Raw genomic sequence first — 22,787 nt, forward strand, 5'->3', positions numbered from 1 at the left:
TCAGAGGCCACCACCGGCCGCACGAGAATGAAGGAGAATCCGTCATGGCGATTCAGCGGATGGACAACGTCGGCATCGTCGTCGAGGACCTGGACGCCGCCGTCGCGTTCTTCGTGGAGCTCGGAATGGAGCTGGAGGGCAGGGCGGAGGCCGAGGGCCTTTTCGCCGACCAGTGCACCGGACTCGACGGCGTCCGCTGTGACATCGCGATGGTCCGGACCCCGGACGGTCACAGCCGGCTCGAGCTGGCGACGTACCGCAGCCCCGAGGCGATCAGCGCAGGGCCGCGCAACCGGCCGCACAACATCCTGGGCACGCACCGCGTGATGTTCGCCGTCGACGACATCGAGGACACCGTTGCCCGCCTGCGCCCTCACGGCGCCGAACTGGTCGGCGAGATCGCCCGGTTCGAGGACAGCTATCGGCTCTGCTACATCCGCGGCCCGGAGGGCATCATCGTCGGACTGGCCGAGCAACTGTCCTGAGGAGGAGGAAGCGGCCCCCGCAGCCGGACGCGATCTTCGAGGTTCGGATTCCCGCGGCCGGTCAGGGCTGGTCAGGTGTCCGGGTGGGCATCTGTCTTCAGCCCCCACGCACTGCCTGAGCAGCCTGCCGGGAACGGAGGGAAGCGGTGGCCCTTGACGTCGGTGCTCCAGTGGTGGGCCGCACCGCAGTCACAGGCGTAGATCCCGCTCTCGGGCACGATCTCGCCCGGGTGCCATGTCGTCTGCGCGTCGCTCATACCTTCCGGTGTACGTCGCTCTGCCCGCTCTCGCGACTCGGGCGGGGCGTGGGCCGGGCGGGTGGCGGTACCTGCCGGGCCTGTGCGCTACGGCTGCTGCTCGTCGGGCAGCTGTGGAGCACCGCGGCCCCCTGTCAGGGGCTGACGCGGTCACCCCAGCCGAAAGTGGCGGCGTAGGCCCTCCGAACCGCTTCTCCGCCTCGGCCACCCCTGATGCGGATGATGGTCAGCGCGAGGATGAACCAGGCGGTGAAGCACCCCGCGACGATCAGAGTCCAGCGAGGTCCGGAGAAACCGGCAGTGACGACCAGGGCGATGATCGTGACGGCCAGGCCGATATGACCGCCGCCGATGTCCGTGCTGGATCTGCCGCCGCCCGCCATCAGGGTCTCCCGCCAAAGATCATGCCCGTCCTGTGCCGGAGCAGGCTACGGAGCGCTGTTCCGGCGGCGGACTGGCCTGCCGTGGCGGGATCTGCCCTCCCGCTTCGGCACGTGGAAATCTGTCTATGACCGTCACCGCAGGTGGTCAACGGCGTACGCCCCGTCGAACATCCCTCGATCTTCACAGCAGAGCCCTCACAACCATGAGCACCGACATCGCGACCGCCACCACGGTCAGGCACAGCAGGGTGGCCCACCTGCGCCGCACGTTTTCCGGCATGCTGGCGGTGAAATCAGCTCGCTTCGGCTTGTTCGGGTCGTAAACAACACCCACCAGCCCCGTCGGCTCGGTCGACAGCCCACGCCGCCACAAGGTGTGCTCGTCCCCGTTCGCCGCGAGATATCCGTACTGCACATCGATCCTGCCGTCGCGAGGAATCGTCCGCGGACCGGTCAGAACACTGCCGGCCCGATTCGCGCTGAGGGTAGCTGTCGCCTTCAACCGGCTCCGCGAACAGGCGGACTCCTGGTTCAACTTGACCCGTCGGACAGGCTCCGGTCCGGGCGTGGCTAGACGCTGCCCCTGTCGGAGCCGGCACGACAGCAGAAGTCCGCGTCGGGCCTGACCTGTTGTCAGGCCCGAGAGCTACCGTTGAGGGGTCTTCCCGAGGGGGATTGCACCACATCAGGTGCTGCTGAAGAGGGGGTACGGGTGAAGGTTGTCAGTACGGCAGTTGGGGTACTGCTCCTGGCTCTCGCTGCGGGATGCGGCGAGGACGACTCCTCGAAGCCCGAGACCGCTGACTACGCGGCCTACGGGGCGCGTTCCTGCGCTACCTGGTTCACTTACATGGGCGACGAGGACCGATTCGTGGGCGCCGAGTGGTTGTTGCGCAAGGTGATGGCCGCGAACGGCACCGAGGAGAACGTGGGCTCCGATTCGATGACCGTCGAGCAGTTCATGGAGGGGATAACCGAGGCGTGCGGTCAGGCGGCAATGGACACGCGCCTCGAGACGGTGGCGGATGATGTGTTCGCCGCAAACGAGGACTCCTGAGGCAGCGGCCTGTCACGCGCGGTATTCAGACCGGGCTCATGACACACCGAGCTCGGTGAGGATGTCGGCGACGTCCCTGTCCTGCTCAGTGAGATAGCTGGAGAACTCGAGGCCCGTCATGAAAGCGTCGGTCCAGCCGTGCTTGGTCAGTTCGGCCTTCCACTCCGCGGAGTCGTGCATCGCGGTCAGCGAGTCGATCCAGACCTTCCGCTCGGCGCCGCTGATGCCGGGGGGTGCGACGATTCCGCGCCAGTTGGTGAAGACCAGGTCGATACCCGAGGACTTCAGCGTCGGGGTGCCCTTGAGGACATCGATCGGCTGCTCGCTGGTCACCGCGAGCACCCGCACCTGCCCCGCCTCGATCTGTTCGATGAACTCACCGAAACCGCTGACGCCGAAGGCGATCTTGTTCTTGAGGATCGACGGGAGCAGCTCACCACCGCCGTCGTAGCTGATGTATTCGACCTTCTTCGGGTCGATGCCGACCGTCTTGGCGAGCTGCATCGAAAGGAGGTGGTCCGGTCCGCCGACCGAGGAGCCGCCCCCGACAGCGATGGCCTTGGGGTTCGCCTTCCAGGCGGTGACGAGATCGCTGATCGACTTGTACGGGGAGTCCTTGGGCACGACGATCGCGCCCGCCTCCTCCATCATCCTGGCGATCGGTGTGGTGTCGGCGAGCGTCGCGTTCGACTGCGAGGTGTACGAGGCACCCACGACTCCCAGCCCCATCTGCATGGCGAGGTTGCCGTTGCCCCGTTCGCTCACGGTGCGCTGCAGACCGACCGTGCCGCCGGCGCCCGGAAGGTTGAACACCTCGACGCCGGAAGCGATCTTGGTGTCCTCCAGCACCTTGGCCGCCGCACGTGCCGCGGTGTCGTACCCGCCGCCCGGAGTGTTGGGGACCATGATCCGCAGACCGGTCACGGTCGCACCGCTCTGGCCCGTCTCGTTCTCGCCGGTGGCGCCGCAGGCGCATATCACCAGCATGGACACGGCGGTCAGGGCGCTGACGACAGCGACTCTGCGAGTTCTCATGGTTTGTCCCTTCCACTTCGGACATTCGGGCGCCATGATTATGTGACGTTTGAGACACCGCGTCTGCGTTGTGTCGGCATTGAAGATTGAGTTGATTGTGGTCACAACTTTTCGCCGTCATACCCTCGCGGGCGAGCTGCTGGTGCTCCAGCTCTCCTTCATCGTTGTGGTGCCGATGGCGGTCGCCGCCGTCTCGCTGACCAAGTCGGAAGCGACGTTCGACCGGGGCGGGGCTCGGCGGATCACCGCGCTCGCCGAGCAACTGGCAGGTCACCCCCTGGTGTCCGGTCAGCTCGGCCGGTCGGCGCCGGGCGAGACGCTCGCTCCCCTCCTCCGGACCACGCAGACCCAGTCGGGCGTCACCTCCGTCACCATCGCCGACGGCAGGGGCCGCGTCGTCAGCTCGACGAACCCCACACTGATCGGTACAAGGCTGTCGCTCGGCCCAGGCGTCGCCGACGCCCGCGGCTGGTCGGGGGAGCTGGGCCCGGACGGTGACCGCGAACTGGTGGCCCAGGTGCCGGTGCTCAAAACGGCTCAGCCCCACCTCGGCCGGCCTCTCGGTACGGTGATGATCGGTGAGACGTCACCGACGGTACGGCAGCGGCTGAGTGGCGCGTCATCGGATCTGCTCGTCTGCCTCGGCATCGCGAGCGGGCTCGGCCTGATCGGATCGTGGCTGCTGGCCCGGCTTACCAAACGCCAGATCCTCGGTCTGGTGCCACGGGAGATCGCGGGGCTCGCCGAGCACCGCGAGGCCATGCTGTCCGCGATCGCGGAAGGCGTGATCGCCCTCGACCCGCAGTTGCGGCTCACTCTGGTGAACGAGGTCGGCAGGGAGTTGCTCGATCTGCCCGATCACTGTGTGGGAATGAGCCTGGCCGACCTCCGCATCGAGGGCCGGCTGCACGACGTACTCGCCGGACCCCCCGGTGAGACCGAGCAGCGCGACGAAGTCGTCATACACCGGAGCCGAGTGCTGGTGCTGAACCGGATGACCGTCACCAAGGACGGCCGCCGGCTCGGCTCGGTCACGACCTTGCGGGACCGTACCGAACTGGCACAGCTGGAACGCGAGATCGGCTCGTTCCGCAGCTCCGCCGAACTGCTGCGCGCGCAGGCCCACGAGTTCGCCAATCAGCTGCACACGATCTCCGGGCTGATCCAGATCGGCAGGCACGACGATGTGGTGCAGTACGTCCGCGCGCTGAGCCGACACCGCCAGTCGCTGGACACGACCCTGACCACACGGGTCCGTGACATGGCGGTCGGCGCCCTGCTGATGGCGAAGTCCTCGCTCGCGGCCGAACGGAAGGTCGTGCTGCGCGTCTCGGAGGACACGGCGCTCGACCGGCTGGCGCCGGAGGACTCGGTGGACGTTGCGACGGTGATCGGCAACCTCGTCGACAACGCCGTCGACGCCGCGGCGGCGGGCGCCGACCATCACGAGGCGTGGGTGGAGGTCGCATTGCGGCAGGACACATCCAGCGTGGAGATCGTGGTACGCGATTCGGGTCCGGGCGTGACCCCCGAGCTCGCCCAGCAGGTCTTCCTGCACGGTTTCACCACGAAGGCCGCCCAGGAGGGGGAGCGCGGCATCGGGCTGGCGCTCACCCGGCTAGTCTGCGAGCGCCGGAGCGGCGAGGTCGCGGTGACCAACACGCCCGACGGTGCCATGTTCACCGCGAGAATGTCCGTCGACCACCTGTCCGCCGCGGCACCGGAAGGAGCTTCCCGATGATCGACGTACTGGTCGTCGACGACGACTTCATGGTGGCAAGCATCCACCAGGCGTACGTCGACCGCGTCGATTCCTTCCGGGTCGTCGGGACGGCGAACACCGGCGAGCAGACGATCAAAGCCGTCGGTGAACTGCGGCCCGACCTGGTCCTGCTCGATCTCCATCTTCCGGACATGTTCGGCCTGGACATCATTCCCCGCCTGCGGGCCGACGGGCACGACTGCGACTTCATGGTGATCAGCGCCTCGCGCGAGGCCGACGCGGTCCGCCGCTCCGTCCGCCAGGGCGTGGTCAACTACCTGCTGAAGCCGTTCGACTTCGACGACCTGCACCCTCGCCTCCTGCAGTACGCCACCCAGCGCAACAGCCTGCTCACCGCGGTCGTCAGAGGCCAGGCCGACGTGGACCGGGCACTGACCGGGGGCCATTCGCCGGCCTTGAGTGTCATGCTGCCGAAGGGCTTGAGCGTGGAGACCTCGAAGCTGATCGAACGCACGCTGTGCGGTGCCGACGGAACGCTGTCCGCCGCCGAGTGCGCGGCCCGGACCGGCGTCTCACGGGTCAGCGCCCGTCGTTACCTCGAATACTTCCACGACACCGGCCGCGCCGAACTGTCCCTGCGGTACGGAGCCGCCGGCAGACCCGAGCGCCGCTACGGCTGGCTCGCCTGAGCGCGCTCGCGCCGTACGACTCCTGGCCGGAACCGTCCGATGTGCTGCCCGGAGCGACAACGACCCGGCGCGGCAGTGGCGTTGCCCGCAACGAGCCCCTGAGTGCTGAAGCCGTGCGGGGCAGAAGGATCTCCATCGCGGCCCGCGCGGTACAGGGCCTCGGTGCCGCGATGGCAGCCTCGAACACCCTCGCCCTCATCGCCACCAACTTCGAGGAGGGCGCCTCGCGGACCCGGGCCCTGAGCGTGTACTCGGCCACCACGGCGACCGGCTCGTCCACCGGACTGATCCTCGGAGGCAACCTCACCCCCGAGGCGTCGTGGCGCTGGGTGCGGTACGTCAACGTGCCCATCGGCCCGGCCGTCGTGATCCTCGCACCTCTCTACGTGCGCGAGCCCGAGCGGCACCCGGGACGCGTCGACATCGCGGGCATGGCGACGGCGACCCTCGGCCTGGGCGGCCTCGTCCTCTCCGTCTCAGCCGCCCGCGGCCGCCGGGGACCCCGTCGGCCGTGCGATCTCCGCGATCAGCCCTGCGCGGTCGATGGCGTCGCTCCCGGTGGCCGGGACGGTGCAGGCGTACGCGCCTGCCACCGAGCCGTAGAGAGCGCAGCGGCCCAGGTCCTCGCCCGTCAGCCGGCCGAAGAGGAAGCCGGCGGCGAAGGCGTCGCCCGCCCCGTTGGAGTCGACCACCGGCCTTCGCGGCTCGACCACCGGAACATGGGCCAGTCCGTCGGCGGTCAGCAGGTACGCGCCCTCGGCCCCCGCGGTGGCGATCACGGCCTCGGCCCGTCCCCGTTCCAGGATCCGGCGCATCGTCTTCTCCTTGTCGGCCAGGGCGGCCGTGGACACGAAGACGATGTCCGCGCCGTAGGCGAACGGCTCGTGGTACGGGTTCTCGCCGTCCCAGTCGTGGAGATCGGTGGAGACGGTGACACCCGCTTCGCGCAGTTGGGGAAGGGCGAAGGCGCACGGATACGTGATGCTGACGTGTGCGTGGCGGCTCGCCGACGCCAGGGAGCGGACCAGGTCCTCGGGCAGGCGGTCGGACTCCCGGGAGCGGCTGTCGTCGTAGAGGGAGAGCCGCCGCCCGTCGGGGCCGACGAGGTTGACGGCCCGCTTCGTCCCGCCGGGCAGGGGCACTTCGGTGAACCCGATGCCGTGGTCCCGGTGGAACGCCCGGACGAGGTCGCCGCTGGGGTCGTCCCCGATCATGTCGAGGTGATGTGTGCGCAGCCCCAGCGCGCTCAGGCCCAGGGCCACGAAGTCGCCGGTCTGTCCGGCGCGGGTCTCGATGCCCGGCCGGATCATGTAGCTGTCCGCGTACGGGAGCGGCAGCTCGGGGACGTACACGATCGTGTCGACGCCCGACCCTCCCAGGACGAGGACGTCGTACTCGCTGCTCATCGCTGTTCCTCTCGCACACGAGGGGCGGACCGGTAACTACCTTTGATCGCACGTGAGTCAATCAGCCCACACCGATCCGGGCAAGAAATTGCAGAGTATTTCAGCAACACCTTGCGGTCCGCCCGGGACACAGCCGTCGTTCCACCTCGCCGGACCCCGTGCGCGAGGCCCTCTCATGATTCAGTTGGCCGGCAGCCGCTGATTTCGATCCATCGCCAAAAGAATCGGCCGGCGATGTCGAGAACCCGTGACCGGCTCCGTCCCCGCAGTGAACGCGACCGAAAGAACGGTTCGCACCAGCGCCGAGGAGAACACCATGGCCAAGTACCTGCTTCTGAAGCACTACCGCGGCGCCCCGGCCGCAGTCAACGACGTGCCCATGGACCGGTGGACGCCGGAGGAGGTCTCGGCCCACATGCAGTACATGAACGACTTCGCGGCCCGGCTGGAGGGGACCGGCGAGTTCGTCGACGGCCAGGCGCTCGCCCCCGAGGGGACGTTCGTCCGGTACGACGGCGAGGGCCGCCCGCCGGTCACCGACGGGCCGTTCGCCGAGACCAAGGACCTCATCGCGGGCTGGATGGTGATCGACGTCGACAGCTACGAGCGCGCCGTCGAGCTGGCCGGGGAGCTGTCGGCCGCCCCCGGGGCGGGCGGGAAGCCGATCCACGAGTGGCTCGAGCTGCGCCCGTTCCTGTCCGCGCCGCCCACCATCACGGAGTGACCTCGCCGATGGACGGGGCCCTGCTCCGGAGCCTCACACCGAGCGTGCTCGGTATCCTCGTCCGCCGCGGAGCCGACTTCGCGGCGGCCGAGGACGCCGTGCAGGACGCGCTGGCCGAGGCCGTCCGCGTCTGGCCGGCCGACCCGCCGCGGGACCCGAAGGGCTGGCTGGTCACCGTGGCCTGGCGCCGGTTCCTCGACGCGGCGCGGGCGGACACCGCCCGCCGCCGGCGTGAGGAGCTCGTCGACGAGGGGCCGGCGCCCGGACCCGCGTCCGCGGTGGACGACACGCTCCAGCTCTACTTCCTGTGCGCCCACCCGTCGCTGACGCCGTCGTCCGCCGTCGCGCTCACGCTGCGCGCCGTCGGAGGGCTGACCACCCGCCAGATCGCCCAGGCCTACCTGGTGCCCGAGGCGACCATGGCGCAGCGCATCAGCCGGGCCAAGCGCACCGTCTCCGGTGTGTCGTTCGACCGGCCGGGCGATGTCGCCACCGTGCTGCGCGTCCTCTACCTGGTCTTCAACGAGGGTTACTCCGGTGACGTCGACCTCGCGGCCGAGGCCATCCGGCTCACCCGGCAGCTCGCGGCCGCGATCGACCACCCCGAGGTGGCGGGGCTGCTCGCGCTGATGCTGCTCCACCAGGCCCGGCGCGCCGCCCGGACCACGCCCGACGGCAGCCTGGTTCCGCTGGCCGAGCAGGACCGCGGCCGGTGGGACACCGAGTCGATCGCCGAGGGGGTCGAGATCCTCCAGGCGGCCCTCGCCCGCGACCGGTTGGGCGAGTTCCAGGCCCAGGCGGCCGTCGCGGCACTCCACGCCGACGCACCCACCGCCGAGGAGACCGACTGGGTCCAGATCGTCGAGTGGTACGACGAACTCGTCCGGCTGACCGGCAGCCCGGTCGCCCGGCTCAACCGTGCCGTGGCCGTCGGCCAGGCCGACGGGCCCCGCGCAGGCCTGGCGGCGCTCGCGGAGCTGGACGACTCACTGCCCCGGTACGCCGCGGTGGCCGCGTACCTCCATGAGGGCGACGGCGACCACGCGACGGCGGCACGGCTGTACGCAGAGGCGGCCCGGAAGGCGACCAATCTCGCCGAGCGCGACCACCTGACGTACCGGGCGGCCCAGCTCAACACCCGCCGCTCCGGTTGCTGACGCGAGGCCGGCCGACGCCCGGCGGCGCGGTTCAGTGCGCGGTCAGCGTCATCTCGAACGAGTACCTGGACGCCCGGTAGAGGTGTGAGCCGAACTCCACCGGCCGCCCCGCGTCCCCGAGGACCGTGCGCTTCATGGTGAGCAGGGTGCCGCCGCGGGTCTCGTCCAGCAGCCTGGACTCCGCCGCGGTGGCCCGGCGTGCCCCGATGGTCTGGTCGGCGGTCCGCAGGGCGATGCCGGCCCGCCTGAGGAGTTCGTAGAGGCCGTGACCGGTGACTTCCTCCTCGGTCAGCCTCAGGAGGTCCGCCGGCAGGTGGTTCTCCATGACCGCTATGGGCTCGTCGTCCGCGTAACGCAGCCTGCGCAGCGCCACGGTGTCCGTGCCGGGTTCGAGCTTGAGGGCGGCCGCGACCTCGGCGGAGGCGGGCACGGTCCGCAGCGACAGCAATTCGGTGCGCGGCCGCCGGCCGTCGCGCCTGAGGTCCTCGAACAGGCTGGACAGCTCGATCTGCCTGCGGACCCGGTTGTTGACGACCTGGGTGCCCACTCCCCGCTTGCGTGCGAGCAGCCCCTTGTCGACCAGGTGCTGCATGGCCTGGCGCATGGTCGGGCGGGAGAGCCCGAACTGGTCCGCGAGAGCGATCTCGTTCTCCAGCCGCGTCCCCGGTGCCAGCGTGCCGGACTCGATGAGTTGTTGAAGCTGCTGCGCGACCTGGAAGTACAGCGGCACCGGGCTGCCTCGGTCGATGGTGATCAGCCTGGTGATCGACTCCATGTGGGCTCCTCAAGACGTTGTGCCACGCGCTCAGTATGCCGCACATTCGACTCAAGCTCTGTACGTATTTATGTCAGAACAAATACGGGAAGGGGCCCACACCTGCCCACCCCGCGCCCGCGCGGTGGCGCCTCAGCCGGCCAGCTCGCCCAGCAGCTCCCAGGTCCGGCGCCGGTCGGCGTCGCCGGCCAGGTCCGTCCCCGAGAACACCACCTCCGTGGCCCCGGCGTCCCGGTAGCGCTGCACCTCGGCGGCGACCGTCCGCTCGTCGCCGATCACGGCCACGTCGGCGGCGCGCCGGCCCCCGGACAGTTCCACCACCCGTGCGTAGGACGGGATCTGCTCGTAGAACGCGAGCTGTTCGGTCGCCGCCTCGCGTGCGGCGTCGGGGTCGCCGGTGACCACGCCGTGCACGAGCGCCACGATCCGGGGCGCGGGGCGGCCCGCCTCGCGCGCGGCCGCGGTGACCGCCGGGACGATGTGCTCGGACAGGGCGCGGGGACCGGCGAGATACGGCAGGATCCCGTCGGCCAGTTCGCCGCTGACGCGCAGCGCCTGCGGACCCATCGCGGCGACGAGCAGGGGCACGCCCGCCTCCGCTCCGGCCACGCGGGCGGGGACCGGAGTGGTCGCGGTGAGCAGTTCGCCGTGGAAGTCGGCGCTGCCGGTCTCGGTGAGCTGCCGCAGTGCGGTGAGGAACTCCCGCAGCCGGGCGATGGGCCGCTCGAAGGGGATGCCGAAGCCCGCCTCGGTCAGCAGCTTGGTGCCGAGCGCTAGTCCCAGGTGGTACCGGCCGTGCGTGGCCGCCTGCGCGGTCTGGGCCTGGCTGGAGACGAGCAGGGGGTGGCGGCCGAAGACGGGGATCGCGGACGTGCCCACGTCGATGCCCGGCACTTCCCGCCCGACGATCGCGGCGAGCTGGGGCGAGTCCGCCCCGAAGGTCTGCCCGAACCAGGCGGACCGCAGCCCCGCGGACGCGGCCTCCCGGGCAAGCCGCACGGTCGCGTCGATCTGGTTGTCGGCGCCGGTGGCGCTGATTGCTACTCCAACAGTCATGTCACTTCAGAACCGGGCGAGTTGGGCGCGCATTCCGTCGGGTGTGTGACGAGTTCATGTCTGCCGTGTGTACGCGCCCGAGCCGGAACGGTCCAGGCGAGAGGCCCTGGAGAAGCACCATTTGGATGATCAAAACAGCAGCGGGTTACCATATGAGCGCCCCCTAGCTCGAAAGATAAACCTGTGACTGTCAATGACGACTCGTTCACCAACTGGAAGAACCGCGAGGAGATCGCGGAGTCGATGATCCCGATCATCGGGAAGCTGCACCGGGAGCGGGACGTCACCGTCCTGCTGCACAGCCGCTCCCTGGTGAACAAGTCGGTGGTCAGCATCCTCAAGACCCACCGGTTCGCCCGGCAGATCGCCGGTGAGGAACTCTCGGTCACCGAGACGCTGCCCTTCCTGAAGGCGCTCGCCGCCCTCGACCTCGGCCCTTCCCGGATCGACATCGGGATGCTCGCCGCGATGTACCGGACCGACGACCGCGGTCTCTGCGAGGCGGAGTTCACCGCCGGGGCCGTCGCCGGTGCCACGGGGGACGACAAGATCGAGCGCCGCGAGCCGAGGGACGTCGTCCTCTACGGATTCGGCCGCATCGGCCGCCTCCTCGCCCGGCTGCTCATCGAGAAGGCCGGTTCCGGCAACGGCCTGCGGCTGCGCGCCATCGTCGTCCGCAAGGCGGCCGGCCAGGACATCGTCAAGCGCGCCTCACTGCTGCGCCGCGACTCGATCCACGGCCAGTTCCAGGGCACGATCACCGTCGACGAGGCCAACAACAAGATCATCGCCAACGGCAACGAGATCAAGGTCATCTACTCCGACGACCCGACGACGGTGGACTACACCGCGTACGGGATCAAGGACGCCGTCCTCATCGACAACACCGGCAGGTGGCGCGACCGCGAGGGACTGTCGCAGCACCTGCGCCCCGGCGTCGCCAAGGTCGTCCTCACCGCGCCGGGCAAGGGCGACGTCCCCAATGTCGTCCATGGCGTCAACCACGACATGATCAAGCCGGACGAGCAGATCATCTCCTGCGCCTCCTGCACCACCAACGCGATCGTCCCGCCACTGAAGGCGATGGCGGACGAGTACGGCGTCCTGCGCGGTCACGTGGAGACGATCCACTCGTTCACCAACGACCAGAACCTGCTGGACAATTACCACAGCTCCGACCGTCGCGGCCGCTCGGCGCCGCTCAACATGGTGATCACCGAGACCGGCGCGGCGTCGGCCGTTGCCAAGGCGCTGCCCGACCTCGACGCGACGATCACCGGAAGCTCGATCCGGGTCCCGGTGCCGGACGTCTCGATCGCGATCCTCAGCCTGAAACTGGGGCGCGAGACCAACCGCGCCGAGGTCCTCGACCACCTCCGCGAGGTGTCGCTCACGTCGCCGCTCAAGCGCCAGATCGACTTCACCACCGCCCCGGACGCGGTCTCCAGCGACTTCATCGGCTCGCGCCACGCCTCGATCGTCGACGCCGGCCCCACCCAGGTCGACGGCGACAACGCGATCCTCTACCTCTGGTACGACAACGAGTTCGGCTACTCCTGCCAGGTCGTCCGGGTCGTCCAGCACGTCTCCGGGGTGGAGTACCCGACCTTCCCCGTCCCCGTGCTCTGACCCCGCCGTCCCACCCCGTGTGCGGGCAGCCCTGGAGCTGCCCGCACACGGGACCGGTCGCGCGGACTACCGGGCCGGTGCCGTGTGCGGCGCCGGGGCGTAGCCCGTGGCCCGGGTGGTGAACGTCCCCCGTCCCTGGGTCCGGCTGCGCAGCCGGGTCGCGTAACCGAACAGTTCGGCCAGCGGCACGGTCGCCGTGATCACCGCCGTACCGGGCCGCGCGGTGGAGCCGGACACCTGGCCACGCCGTGCGGCCAGGTCGCCGAGCACCCCGCCGACGGCGTCGTCGGGCACGGTGACCGTGACCTCGGCCACCGGTTCCAGCAGCACCATCGCGCAGCCGCGCAGCGCCTCCCGGAGCGCGAACCGCCCGGCGGTGCGGAAGGCCAGTTCCGAGGAGTCCTTGGGATGGGTGGCGCCATCGGTCAGCGTCACCCGCACCCCGGTCACCGGATGCCCGCCCACGGGACCCTCGACCAGGGCGTCCCGGCAGCCGGCCGCCACCGCCCGGACGTACTCCTGCGGCACCCGGCCTCCGACGACGGCCGAGCGGAACACGAACTCCGCCCCGCCCTCACCGCCTTGACCGCTCTCGGCCCCCAACGGCTGCACGTCGAGGACGACATGGGCGAACTGCCCGGCCCCGCCGTCCTGCTTGACGTGCCGGTAGACCAGACCCGACACACCGCGCACGACCGTCTCCCGGAAGGCGACCTGCGGCCGCCCGACCCGGACCTCCAGACCGTGGGCACGGCGGATCTTCTCCGCCGCCACCTCCAGATGGAGTTCGCCCATGCCCGAGAGCACGGTCTGACCCGTCTCGGCGTCCGTCCGCACCGTCAGCGACGGGTCCTCCTCGGCCAGCCGCGCCAGTGCCGACATCAGCCGCTCCGTGTCGGTGCTCCGGGCGGCCTCGACCGCCACCGACACGACCGGATCGGCCACCGTGGGCGGTTCGAGGACCAGCGGGGCATCCGGCGCGCACAGGGTGGCGCCGGCGCGGGCGGCCTTGAGACCGATCACCGCGACGATGTCCCCGGCCACCGCCTCGTCCACATCGACGTGCCGGTCCGCCTGGACCCGCAGGATCCGGCCGACGCGCTCGCTGCGCCGCGCACCCGCGTCCAGCACGGTGTCCCCCTTCCTGAGCGTGCCCGAATACACCCGCAGACTGGTCAGCCGTCCCGTGGCGGTCGCGGTCACCTTGAACGCCAGCGCGGCGAACGGAGCCGCCGGATCAGCGGCCCGCTCCTGCACCGTGTCGCCGAGTGTGCCGCGTACCGGCGGCACGTCCAGCGGAGAGGGCAGATAGGCCACGACCGCCTCCAGCAGCGGTTCGATACCGCGGTTGCGGTAGGCCGAGCCGCACAGCACGACGACACCCTCACCGCCGCGGGTCAGACCGCGCAACGCCGAGGCCAGCGTCCGTTCGGAGAGCGTGGACCGTGCGCAGAACTCCTCCAGGGCGACCGGATGGAGCTCCGCCACCGTCTCCTCCAGCAGCCGTCGGCGCCGTTGTGCTTCCTCCCGCAGCGCATCGGGCACCTCCCTCTCCTCGTACGTGTCACAGCCGTCGGCCCACACCAGGGCCCGCATGCGCACCAGGTCCACCACGCCGGTGAACCGCTCCTCGTCCCCGATCGGAAGCTGGACGACCAACGGGACCGTGTGCAGCCGCTCCCGGATCGACGCGACCGCCGCGTCGAGGTCGGCCCCCACGCGGTCGAGCTTGTTGACGAACGCGATACGCGGCACCGCGTGCCGGTCGGCCTGGCGCCACACCGACTCGCTCTGCGGCTCCACGCCCGCGACCGCGTCGAACACCGCGATCGCACCGTCGAGCACCCGCAGCGAACGCTCGACCTCGTCGGCGAAGTCGACGTGCCCCGGGGTGTCGATCAGATTGATCCGGTGGCCCGCCCACGTACAACTCACCGCGGCGGCGAAGATGGTGATGCCCCGGTCGCGTTCCTGCGGGTCGAAGTCGGTGACGGTCGTCCCGTCGTGGACCTCGCCGCGCTTGTGGGTGGTGCCGGTGGCGTAGAGGATCCGTTCGGTGACGGTCGTCTTGCCGGCGTCGACGTGGGCGAGGATGCCCAGGTTGCGAACGCCGTTCAGCGTGCTGGTGGGATGACGGTTCGATTCGGTACGCACGGTCCGTGGCCCTTCGGGATGATCCGGAAGAAGACGGCGCGATCCCCGGACGACGAGGCCTGGGTCCAGGCCCGCGGAACCCTTGACCGCGGCACGCCGCAGGGGGCGTCGCCGCGATGACGGTCCGTCAAGGAACGCACAGGGCTCAGGTGTTCGTCACGGGTGTCCGGGGCAGGCCGCGCAGCCGGCGCCGGGCCGGGGTGGACACCAGGATCACCTCGTACCGCGACAGGGGAACGACGACAGCGGTGCGGTAGCGCACGGCAGGCCTCCCCCCACTGGTCACGGTGCGCGCCGGGACGTGCTGGGCGGCGCGCGATTTCGTGGCGAGTCTAGGGAAGCGGGTACGGGCGGGGGAACCGGTTTTCCGCAGGAGGCCGATGCTGTCGCCGGGCCGTGGCCGTCCGGGGACAGGTCCGTGTCACGGAGAGGGGAACCGCGAGGCATCCCCGGCGGTGTCGCGGCGAAGGGCGCCGGCAGACGTTCGGGGCTTCCAGGTCCTGCGGCACCGCCGGAGCGCGCTCCGGCCGCAGCCGCGCCACTCGGCGGGCGAGACGCCGGCGCCCCGACCGCCCCGGGTGATCAGCGCGTTCACGGGCGTATGGGGGTCCAGGGCCATCGTCCGGGCCAGCAGGACACCGATCACCAGCGGAGCCAGGGTGACGGCCAGCGTGGTGCCGGCACTGGTGACGTGCTGGATGCGGGGGCGCGGTGCGTCGGGAGCCATGGTCCCATTCGAGCAGTCACGGACCGGTGCCGGATCGGTCTGCGTACTCAGTCCCGGCGGCCCGGGTACTCACCCGGGCCGTGCGGCGCCCCCGCGGGAGCGCCTATGCCGTGGTGCCGGGGCCGGAACCCGTGCCCGAGGCGGCCTTGATGCCCTTGGTGATGTCGTCCAGGACGGACAGGGCGGGTGCCTTGGCGTTGATGTCGAAGCCCGAACGGACGACGATCAGCATGTTCTTGGCATGGGGGGAGGGGAAGGCCAGCGACTCGACGTACCCGTCGTCGCCGTCCTTCGTCACGACCTTCCAGCGCACCCGGTAGCCCTGCTGGCCGGCCACCGTGACCGCCTCGGACTTCAGCTCCTGGTGCGAGGTGATGCCGCCGTAGATCTTCTCGCCGTACGATTCCTTCGCGTTGGTGGCGATGTCCTTCTCGGCCGTCGCCTTCGCGGTCTTGGTGCTCAGCTTCAGCGCCTCGGCCGGTACGGAGAACACTCCGCCGCGGACGCACGTCTGCTTGGTGTCCCCGGGGCAGGCGTACGAACCGGTGGTCACTCCCGCGCCCATGCCCGACTCGCCCTTCCAGCCGTCAGGGACCGGGATGCTGATTCCGCTCGCCAGGTCCGTCGCGTAGCCGTCCTCGGTCTGCGGCTGCTCGGGGTTCTCGTTCCCGCCGCCGTTGCCGCCACCGCTGCCGCCCGGTGCGCCGGGCTGACGGCTGGGCGCGGGGGAGGACGAGGGAGACGGTGCGGTGGCCGTGCTCTCCGTCTTCTTGCCGGAGCCATCGGTCAGCAGGTACACGCCACCGCCGACGGCGGCGAGTACCACCACACCGGCGGTGATGCCGGCGATGATGCGTATTCGGCGGCTGCGGACGGTCGCCGGTGGCACGCGGAGGTGATCCGTCCACTGGCTGCCGTCCCACCAGCGTTCCTGGATGGGGCCAAATCCTGTGTACCCGGGGTCTGGATGCCAGCCGGGCGGGCTCGTCTGCGTCACGGCAGCCACCGTAGCCGGGTTGCGTGAGAATCCGATGAACCGGATGAAGGGGATGACCGGTTCCGGTCGTGTCCGGCCATGCTCCGGAGCTCATTATGGTCTAGACAATTGATGGCCAAGCTCGCTAGCATCCGCGACGGAGCGCGGTGGTCCTCGGGCGGCGATTCGCCCGGTCCGTCGGCCACGGCAGGATTGAGGGCACATGGAAGCGACTGCTCCAGACCGTCGGTTCGCCGAGGAGTACCGGATCGCCCGGGAGATACCGCGCGACGGACTCACCGCATGGCGCGCGGCCGTCGCGACCGAGGTGCCGCTGGCGCCGGGGGCGGTCGTCCTGGATGTCGGGGCCGGTACGGGGGCCTTCTCGGCCGCGTTCGCCGACTGGTTCGGGGTGCGGGTGCTGGCGGTGGAACCGGCCGCCGCGATGCGCGCGCTGATCCCGCGGACCGCGGACATCGAGGTGCTGGACGGCCGGGCGGAGGCGCTGCCGGTGCCGGACGGGTGCGCGGACGCGGCCTGGCTCGGGTCGGTCGTCCACCACATCGACGATCTGCCCGCCGCGGCACGGGAGGTACGCAGGGCGCTGAAGCCGGGGGCGCCGGTGCTGATCCGCAACTCGTTCCCCGGCCGGTGCACGCGGGACCTGCGGGTGCGGTTCTTCCCAGGGACCGCACGCATCGTCGACGGCTATCCGACCGTCGAGGAGACCTGCGCGGCGTTCGCCGCCGCCGGCTTCACCCGGGTCGCGCTGCACGCGGTGCCGCAGGAGAGCGCGCCGAGCCTGTCCGCCTTCGCGGACCGGATCCGGCGTGACACCGACGCGAAACTCCGGGCCCTCACGGACGAGGAGTTCGCGTGCGGGATGCGGCGGCTGAGGCGGGCCGCGGCGCAGGAACCGGACCGGCCGGCCGTCTGCTGGATGGACCTGCTCGTGCTGGCCTGACCGCGGGGGAACCGGCCGTGCGGGCCCAGGGGATCGGGACGAGAGGCTCTAGGGTTTCCGTATGAGCGGAAACGATGAGGAGGAGCGGTCCGTGCGGGCCGCGATCGAGGGGGAGCTGCGGCTGCTCGATCCACGGGTGCGGGCCCTGCCCGACGCGGTGACCGAACTCCTCGACCCGGAGTTCACCGAGTTCGGCGCGTCCGGACGGCGCTACGACAGGGTGTCGATCCTCGCCGTCACCTCCGCCGACGCCGAGGACGTTCCCGCCCCGGTCGCCGCCACCGGCATGTCCGGTACCCTGCTGGCCCCCGGCCTCGTCCACCTGACGTTCACGACGGAGCGCGACGGCCGCAGGGTGCGGCGCAATTCGATCTGGCGGCGGACGGAGTCGCGCTGGCGGCTCTACTTCCACCAGGGAACGCCGGTCAACTCCCCTTAGCCCCCACGGGAATTCGGCGGACTGCCGACGGCGCGCCGTCTAGGCTCCTCGAATGACGACCCCCAACTATCCCGCCAAGCCCCGGCCCGGTGACCGCGTCGCCGTGCTGTCCCCCTCGTCCGGGCTTCCCGGCATCCTCCCGCTCCCGCACGAGCTGGGACTGCGCAGACTCCGCGAGGAGTTCGGGCTGGAACCGGTGGAGTACCCGTGCACGCGGAAGATGGGCTCCTCGCCCCAGGAGCGGGCCGCCGACATCCACGCGGCCTTCGCCGACCCCGGGATCAAGGCTGTCATCTCCAGCATCGGCGGAGACGACCAGATCACCGTGCTGCCGTACCTGGACCGGGAACTGCTGAGGGCCAACCCCAAGCCGTTCTTCGGCTACAGCGACTGCACCAATCTGCTGGTGTTCCTGGAGAACCTGGGCATCGTCGGCTACCACGGCGGATCGGTGATGGTCGAGCTGGGACGCCCCGGCGCGATGCACCCGCTGACGGCCGACTCGCTGCGTGCGGCGCTCTTCACCCACGAGGACCGCGAGCTCACCCCGGCGAAGGAGACCGGCAGTGTCAACGGCCGCTGGGAGAACCCGCGGACCTTCGACCGCGAACCCGGCATGCTGCCCGCCGACGACTGGATCTGGCACAACGCCGACCGGGTGGTCCAGGGGACGAGCTGGGGCGGCAATCTGGAGATCCTGTCCTGGCTGCTGATGGCGGGCCGGGAGATCCGGCCCGCGGCCGAGTACGCGGGCCGGGTGCTGTTCCTCGAGACGTCCGAGGAGATGCCCGGTGCCGACGCGGTATACCAGATCCTGCGGAACATGGGGGAGCGGGGACTCCTGAAGCAGTTCCCCGCGCTGCTGATGGCGCGGGCGAAGAACTGGTCCTTCGAGAGTCCGCTGGGGGCCGAGGAGGGGGAGGAGTACCGCGCGCTGCAACGGCAGGCGGTTCTGCGGGCGTTGGCGGAGTACGCCCCCGGGACCATGGCCGTCCTCGATGTCGACCTGGGCCACACGGACCCTCAACTGATCATTCCCTACGGCGGCCGGGTGCGGGTGGACGGCGTGGCCCGCCGCATCGTCGTGACGTACTGACGCGCTGACGCACTGAGGAGCGCCAGGAGGGGGCGGCGCCCGTTCTGGTCCGACCACATGTCCTGTGTGACATAGTTGGAGATTCGGACAAGAGCGGCCGGCCCAGGGAACGGCTCCGGCCGCGGCAGGGGGTGACGGATGCCCGTCGAATGGCAGCCCGTACGGCAGTCGCGCACGCATGAGCTGGTGCTCCAGAGCATCGAGCAGCGGGTGTTCGCCGGCGAGCTCAAGGCCGGTGACCGGCTGCCGCCCGAGCGGGAGCTCGCCCCGGTCCTCGGCGTGAGCCGGTCCGCACTGCGCGAGGCGCTGCGGGTGCTGGAGACCATCGGCGTCCTGGTGGCCCAGCCGGGCCGGGGCCCGGACGCCGGGGCGCGGATCGTCCGTAATCCCGAAGGCGCCCTCGGCCGGCTGCTCCGGCTCCACTTCGCCCTCGGCAGCTACAGCCTGGAAGACGTCCTGGAGGCGCGCGTGGTCCTGGAGCGGTCCAGCTTCGAGGCCGCCGCGCGGCACGCCGCCGCGGCCGATCTGGACGAGGCCGAGGCGCTGGTCGTACGGATGGGGGAGCCGGATGTCGAGGTGCCGGAGTTCAACGACCTGGACACCCGGTTCCACGTCAGGATCGCCCGCAGCTCCGGCAACGAGCTGACCTCCACCCTCACCTCCGCGGTGCGGGAGTCGGTCCGGCCGCTGATCCTGCGCGCCCTGGAGGGGGCGCAGGACTGGCCGGCCACGGCCGCCGCGCTCAACGCCGACCACATCGAGCTGCTGCGCCTGGCGCGCGCGGGCGAGGGGGCGCGGGCGGCCGATGTCGTCGAGGCGCACATCCGCGGGCTGCACGGCACGCTGGTCGACGAGAAGCCCACCGACTGACCCCTGACTGCCTGGCCGAGCCGTCGCGATGCCCCCCGGGGGTGCCGCGGCGGCTTTTGCGTGGGCCGGTGCGGGCGGGGATCAGCCGTCCGCGCGTGTTGACCTCTTCTCGGTTCCGGCTTGAGGATAGTATGGTCGGACCATAAAACGCGCTCACGCACCACGTCATGCAACCGACGCCACGCACTGAGCACCACGCACCAAGCCGAGAAACGATCGGGGAGACCCATGCGCATCGGACTCTTCGCCACCTGTCTGGGAGACACGCTCTTCCCCGAGGCGGTGAAATCCACCGCGGTGCTGCTGGCCCGCCTGGGGCACGAGGTGGTGTTCCCGCCGGGCCAGACCTGCTGCGGCCAGATGCACGTCAACACCGGCTACCAACGCGAACCCGTCCCGCTGGTACGCAATTTCGCCGAGCAGTTCGGTGACGCCTCCATCGAGGCCGTCGTGATGCCGTCCGGATCGTGTGCCGGCTCGGTCCGCCATCAGCACGAGATCATCGCCGAACGGTACGGCGACGCGGCGCTGCGCGCGGGTGTCGCCACCGTCAAGGCGAAGACGTACGAGCTGTCGGAGTTCCTCGTCGACGTGCTGGACGCCACCGACGTCGGCGCGTACTTCCCGCACCGGGTCACCTACCACCCCACCTGTCACTCCCTGCGCATGCTCAGGGTCGGGGAGAAGCCGCTGCGGCTGCTGCGGGCCGTCGACTCCATCGACCTGGTCGAGCTGCCGGAGGCCGACGCCTGCTGCGGATTCGGCGGCACGTTCGCCCTGAAGAACGCCGACACGTCGACCGCGATGCTCCAGGACAAGATGCGCAACATCGCCGCCACCGGGGCCGATGTGTGCACCGCCGGCGACTCGTCCTGTCTGATGCACATCGGCGGCGGCCTCTCCCGGATCAGCTCCGGCACCCGCACCCTGCACCTGGCGCAGATCCTCTCCGCCACCCGTACCTCGCCGCATCTCCCGATGGAGGCCGCCCGATGAGCAGCACCTTTCTCGGCATGCCCGCGACACCGCCCCGCTCCCCGTACGGGACGGGCAATCTGCGCGGCGACCGTACGTTCCCCGCGGCGGCCCACGACGACCTCGGCAACGAACAGCTCCGCCGCAACCTCGGCCGCGCCACCCACACCATCCGCGCCAAACGCCTCGACGTCACCGGCGAGCTGCCCGACTGGGAGGAGCTGCGCGACGCGGGTTCCGCCATCAAGACGGACACCATGAACCGGCTCCCCGAACTCCTTGAGGAGCTGGAGCGCAAGGTCACCGCACGCGGCGGCACCGTCCACTGGGCACGGGACGGCGCCGAGGCCAACGAGATCGTCGCGCGGCTGGTCAAGGAGACCGGGAGCGAGGAGGTCATCAAGGTCAAGTCGATGGCCACCCAGGAGATCGGTCTCAACGAGCACCTCGAATCCGTCGGCATCACCCCGTACGAGACGGACCTCGCCGAGCTCATCGTGCAGCTCGCCCACGACAAGCCCTCGCACATCCTGGTGCCCGCGATCCACCGCAACCGCGACGAGATCCGGGAGATCTTCCTCAAGGAGATCCCGGGCGTCGACCCCTCCCTGGACAACGTCCCCGCGCATCTCGCCGCCGCCGCCCGCGCCTATCTGCGCGAGAAGTTCATGACGACGAAGGTGGCCGTCTCGGGAGCCAATTTCGCCGTCGCCGAGACCGGCACCCTGTCCGTCGTCGAGTCGGAGGGCAACGGGCGGATGTGCCTGACCCTGCCCGACACCCTGATCACCGTCATGGGCATCGAGAAGGTGCTGCCGCGCTACCAGGACCTGGAAGTCTTCCTGCAACTGCTGCCGCGCTCCTCCACCGGCGAGCGGATGAACCCGTACACCTCGATGTGGACCGGAGTCACCCCCGGCGACGGGCCGCAGACCTTCCACCTGGTGCTCCTCGACAACGGGCGCACCGCCGCCCTCGCGGACCGGATCGGCCGCGAGGCGCTCAACTGCATCCGCTGCTCGGCCTGCCTCAACGTGTGCCCGGTGTACGAACGCGCCGGCGGCCACGCCTACGGCTCGACGTACCCCGGGCCGATCGGCGCCGTCCTCACCCCGCAGCTCGCCGGTATGCACGCGGCCAAGGACGACCCCAACAGCTCGCTGCCGTACGCCTCCAGCCTCTGCGGGGCCTGTTTCGACGCCTGCCCGGTCAAGATCGACATCCCGTCGCTGCTGGTCGAGCTGCGCCACCAGCACACCGAGCAGTCCGGCATCACGGCCGAGAAGCTCGCCATGAGGGCGGCGGCCGGTGTGATGGGCAGGCCGAAGCTCTTCACCGCGGCGCAGAAGGCGTCGGGACTCGGCCGGGTCATCGCCGGGCGGGACAAGAAGATCTCCCACCTGCCGCCGCCGTTCAACGGGTGGAGCGACAGCCGGGACACCCCGGCCCCGCCCAAGGAAACCTTCCGTTCCTGGCTGGCCTCGGCCGAGGGCACGGCGACGATGCGGGCGGCCGCCGACGAACACACGCGCAACCAGCAGCAGGAGGAGGAGAAGTGACGACCGCTCGCGAAACGGTGCTCGGCCGCGTCCGGGACGCCCTGGCCCTCGCGCCCGCCGCGGAGACCCCGGTCCCGCGCGCCTACCGCACCGGCCGGACCCTCCCCGACGCGGAGCGCCTGGCCCTGTTCACCGACCGGCTCGTCGACTACAAGGCCCAGGTCCACCCCTGCACCGCGGAGCGGACCGCCGAGGTCGTCGCCGAGGTGCTGCGGGAGCGGGGCGCCCGCCGGATCGGGGTGCCCGCCGGACTCGACCCGCGGTGGCTGGCCGCCTATGACGGCGAGGTCCAGCAGGACTCCGCCGACATCCCGGCGCCGCGCCTCGACGCCCTCGACGGTGTCGTCACGGCCTCGGCCGTCAGCTGCGCGGAGACCGGCACGATCTTCCTGGACGGATCGCCCGACCAGGGGCGCCGCGCGCTGTCCCTGGTGCCCGATCTGCACGTCTGCGTCGTCGATCTTTCGACCGTGCGGGTGGGCGTTCCGGAGGCGGTGGCCCGGCTGGTGCCCGAGCGGCCGACGACACTGATCAGCGGACCGTCGGCCACCTCGGACATCGAGCTGGAACGGGTGGAGGGCGTACACGGCCCCCGCACCCTGGCCGTCGTCATCCGTACGGACGTGTGACGAGGCGGGGGTGCGCCGCCGC

At 70.5% G+C, this 22,787-nt stretch carries 24 protein-coding genes and 2 pseudogenes; 16 read left to right on the forward strand and 10 right to left on the reverse strand.

Annotated elements, in window-relative coordinates; translation table 11 throughout:
* Window positions 1–44: 44 nt before the first annotated feature.
* The gene (locus ACIQM0_RS18380) at window positions 45–485 is read left to right on the forward strand and encodes a VOC family protein (RefSeq protein ID WP_401287648.1); all 441 of its coding nucleotides are present in this window, start codon (window positions 45–47) and stop codon (window positions 483–485) included.
* 71 nt (window positions 486–556) lie between these two features.
* Here the strand turns inward: ACIQM0_RS18380 and ACIQM0_RS18385 are convergent, their stop codons facing one another.
* Both ACIQM0_RS18385 and ACIQM0_RS18390 read right to left on the reverse strand, forming a co-directional pair.
* The gene (locus ACIQM0_RS18385) at window positions 557–742 is read right to left on the reverse strand and encodes a hypothetical protein (RefSeq protein WP_363026582.1); all 186 of its coding nucleotides are present in this window, start codon (window positions 740–742) and stop codon (window positions 557–559) included.
* A 134-nt stretch (window positions 743–876) separates the two neighbouring features.
* The gene (locus ACIQM0_RS18390; RefSeq protein WP_401287651.1) at window positions 877–1,125 is read right to left on the reverse strand and encodes a hypothetical protein; all 249 of its coding nucleotides are present in this window, start codon (window positions 1,123–1,125) and stop codon (window positions 877–879) included.
* Between the two features lie 49 nt (window positions 1,126–1,174).
* Between ACIQM0_RS18390 and ACIQM0_RS18395 the strand changes: the two are divergent.
* A pseudogene (locus ACIQM0_RS18395) lies at window positions 1,175–1,273 on the forward strand (transposase); the annotation flags it as partial.
* Window positions 1,274–1,306: 33 nt separating this feature from the next.
* Here the strand turns inward: ACIQM0_RS18395 and ACIQM0_RS18400 are convergent.
* Window positions 1,307–1,540, reverse strand: coding sequence for a hypothetical protein (locus tag ACIQM0_RS18400; protein WP_401288029.1), 234 nt, complete (start codon window positions 1,538–1,540; stop codon window positions 1,307–1,309).
* Window positions 1,541–1,975: 435 nt separating this feature from the next.
* Here ACIQM0_RS18400 and ACIQM0_RS18405 point away from each other — a divergent pair, with 435 nt between their 5' ends.
* Window positions 1,976–2,182: a hypothetical protein gene (locus ACIQM0_RS18405; RefSeq protein ID WP_401287654.1), complete on the forward strand. Its 207-nt coding sequence runs from the start codon at window positions 1,976–1,978 to the stop codon at window positions 2,180–2,182.
* Between the two features lie 36 nt (window positions 2,183–2,218).
* On the opposite strand, the gene ACIQM0_RS18410 is transcribed toward ACIQM0_RS18405, so the two are convergent.
* Complete coding sequence (locus ACIQM0_RS18410; protein ID WP_401287656.1) at window positions 2,219–3,217, reverse strand: Bug family tripartite tricarboxylate transporter substrate binding protein; 999 nt, start codon at window positions 3,215–3,217, stop codon at window positions 2,219–2,221.
* 97 nt (window positions 3,218–3,314) lie between these two features.
* Between ACIQM0_RS18410 and ACIQM0_RS18415 the strand changes: the two genes are divergently transcribed.
* The 3 genes and pseudogenes from ACIQM0_RS18415 to ACIQM0_RS18425 form a co-directional block, all read left to right on the forward strand.
* The gene (locus ACIQM0_RS18415) at window positions 3,315–4,958 is read left to right on the forward strand and encodes an ATP-binding protein (protein WP_401287659.1); all 1,644 of its coding nucleotides are present in this window, start codon (window positions 3,315–3,317) and stop codon (window positions 4,956–4,958) included.
* On the forward strand, window positions 4,955–5,629 hold the full coding sequence (locus tag ACIQM0_RS18420) for a response regulator (RefSeq protein WP_401287661.1): 675 nt from the start codon (window positions 4,955–4,957) through the stop codon (window positions 5,627–5,629). The genes ACIQM0_RS18415 and ACIQM0_RS18420 overlap by 4 nt, the downstream gene beginning before the upstream one ends.
* A gap of 170 nt (window positions 5,630–5,799) precedes the next feature.
* Window positions 5,800–5,997: pseudogene (locus ACIQM0_RS18425) on the forward strand (MFS transporter); the annotation flags it as partial.
* A 108-nt stretch (window positions 5,998–6,105) separates the two neighbouring features.
* Here the strand turns inward: ACIQM0_RS18425 and ACIQM0_RS18430 are convergent.
* A complete protein-coding gene (locus tag ACIQM0_RS18430) occupies window positions 6,106–7,035 on the reverse strand; it encodes an adenosine kinase (RefSeq protein WP_401287663.1) in 930 nt (309 codons plus the stop codon).
* Between the two features lie 316 nt (window positions 7,036–7,351).
* Between ACIQM0_RS18430 and ACIQM0_RS18435 the strand changes: the two genes are divergently transcribed.
* Window positions 7,352–7,759: a YciI family protein gene (locus tag ACIQM0_RS18435; RefSeq protein ID WP_401287666.1), complete on the forward strand. Its 408-nt coding sequence runs from the start codon at window positions 7,352–7,354 to the stop codon at window positions 7,757–7,759.
* 8 nt (window positions 7,760–7,767) lie between these two features.
* A complete protein-coding gene (locus ACIQM0_RS18440; protein WP_401288016.1) occupies window positions 7,768–8,916 on the forward strand; it encodes an RNA polymerase sigma factor in 1,149 nt (382 codons plus the stop codon).
* A 31-nt stretch (window positions 8,917–8,947) separates the two neighbouring features.
* Here the strand turns inward: ACIQM0_RS18440 and ACIQM0_RS18445 are convergent, their stop codons facing one another.
* Both ACIQM0_RS18445 and ACIQM0_RS18450 read right to left on the reverse strand, forming a co-directional pair.
* Window positions 8,948–9,691 (reverse strand): GntR family transcriptional regulator, encoded by a 744-nt coding sequence (locus ACIQM0_RS18445; protein ID WP_401287668.1) that lies wholly within the window; start codon window positions 9,689–9,691, stop codon window positions 8,948–8,950.
* Between the two features lie 132 nt (window positions 9,692–9,823).
* Window positions 9,824–10,747: an LLM class F420-dependent oxidoreductase gene (locus ACIQM0_RS18450; RefSeq protein WP_401287671.1), complete on the reverse strand. Its 924-nt coding sequence runs from the start codon at window positions 10,745–10,747 to the stop codon at window positions 9,824–9,826.
* Window positions 10,748–10,930: 183 nt separating this feature from the next.
* Here ACIQM0_RS18450 and ACIQM0_RS18455 point away from each other — a divergent pair, with 183 nt between their 5' ends.
* The gene (locus tag ACIQM0_RS18455) at window positions 10,931–12,376 is read left to right on the forward strand and encodes a glyceraldehyde-3-phosphate dehydrogenase (protein WP_401287673.1); all 1,446 of its coding nucleotides are present in this window, start codon (window positions 10,931–10,933) and stop codon (window positions 12,374–12,376) included.
* A 66-nt stretch (window positions 12,377–12,442) separates the two neighbouring features.
* On the opposite strand, the gene fusA is transcribed toward ACIQM0_RS18455, so the two are convergent.
* The 3 genes from fusA to ACIQM0_RS18470 all read right to left on the reverse strand — a co-directional run bounded on the left by fusA (window position 12,443) and on the right by ACIQM0_RS18470 (window position 16,254).
* Window positions 12,443–14,530, reverse strand: coding sequence for an elongation factor G (gene fusA, locus ACIQM0_RS18460; RefSeq protein ID WP_401287676.1), 2,088 nt, complete (start codon window positions 14,528–14,530; stop codon window positions 12,443–12,445).
* Window positions 14,531–14,951: 421 nt separating this feature from the next.
* Window positions 14,952–15,257, reverse strand: a complete 306-nt coding sequence (locus ACIQM0_RS18465) for a hypothetical protein (protein WP_401287679.1) — start codon at window positions 15,255–15,257, stop codon at window positions 14,952–14,954.
* A 103-nt stretch (window positions 15,258–15,360) separates the two neighbouring features.
* Window positions 15,361–16,254: a DUF2510 domain-containing protein gene (locus ACIQM0_RS18470; protein WP_401287681.1), complete on the reverse strand. Its 894-nt coding sequence runs from the start codon at window positions 16,252–16,254 to the stop codon at window positions 15,361–15,363.
* A 202-nt stretch (window positions 16,255–16,456) separates the two neighbouring features.
* On the opposite strand from ACIQM0_RS18470, the gene ACIQM0_RS18475 reads away from it, so the two are divergent.
* From ACIQM0_RS18475 to ACIQM0_RS18505, 7 genes are all read left to right on the forward strand, one after another.
* Window positions 16,457–17,197 (forward strand): class I SAM-dependent methyltransferase, encoded by a 741-nt coding sequence (locus ACIQM0_RS18475; protein WP_401287684.1) that lies wholly within the window; start codon window positions 16,457–16,459, stop codon window positions 17,195–17,197.
* 61 nt (window positions 17,198–17,258) lie between these two features.
* Window positions 17,259–17,636 (forward strand): DUF4440 domain-containing protein, encoded by a 378-nt coding sequence (locus ACIQM0_RS18480; protein WP_401287686.1) that lies wholly within the window; start codon window positions 17,259–17,261, stop codon window positions 17,634–17,636.
* Window positions 17,637–17,688: 52 nt separating this feature from the next.
* Window positions 17,689–18,732 carry a S66 peptidase family protein gene (locus tag ACIQM0_RS18485; RefSeq protein WP_401287688.1) on the forward strand — a complete coding sequence of 348 codons (1,044 nt, stop codon included), beginning with the start codon at window positions 17,689–17,691 and terminating at the stop codon, window positions 18,730–18,732.
* A gap of 138 nt (window positions 18,733–18,870) precedes the next feature.
* Window positions 18,871–19,602: a FadR/GntR family transcriptional regulator gene (locus ACIQM0_RS18490; RefSeq protein ID WP_401287690.1), complete on the forward strand. Its 732-nt coding sequence runs from the start codon at window positions 18,871–18,873 to the stop codon at window positions 19,600–19,602.
* Window positions 19,603–19,830: 228 nt separating this feature from the next.
* Window positions 19,831–20,598, forward strand: coding sequence for a (Fe-S)-binding protein (locus tag ACIQM0_RS18495; protein ID WP_401287692.1), 768 nt, complete (start codon window positions 19,831–19,833; stop codon window positions 20,596–20,598).
* On the forward strand, window positions 20,595–22,136 hold the full coding sequence (locus tag ACIQM0_RS18500) for a lactate utilization protein B (protein ID WP_401287694.1): 1,542 nt from the start codon (window positions 20,595–20,597) through the stop codon (window positions 22,134–22,136). Before ACIQM0_RS18495 ends, ACIQM0_RS18500 begins: the two co-directional genes overlap by 4 nt.
* Window positions 22,133–22,765 carry a lactate utilization protein C gene (locus ACIQM0_RS18505; protein ID WP_401287696.1) on the forward strand — a complete coding sequence of 211 codons (633 nt, stop codon included), beginning with the start codon at window positions 22,133–22,135 and terminating at the stop codon, window positions 22,763–22,765. Before ACIQM0_RS18500 ends, ACIQM0_RS18505 begins: the two co-directional genes overlap by 4 nt.
* The last annotated feature ends 22 nt before the right edge of the window (window positions 22,766–22,787 follow it).

It is taken from the genome of Streptomyces sp. NPDC091387 (assembly GCF_044756945.1).
Lineage (GTDB): Bacteria > Actinomycetota > Actinomycetes > Streptomycetales > Streptomycetaceae > Streptomyces.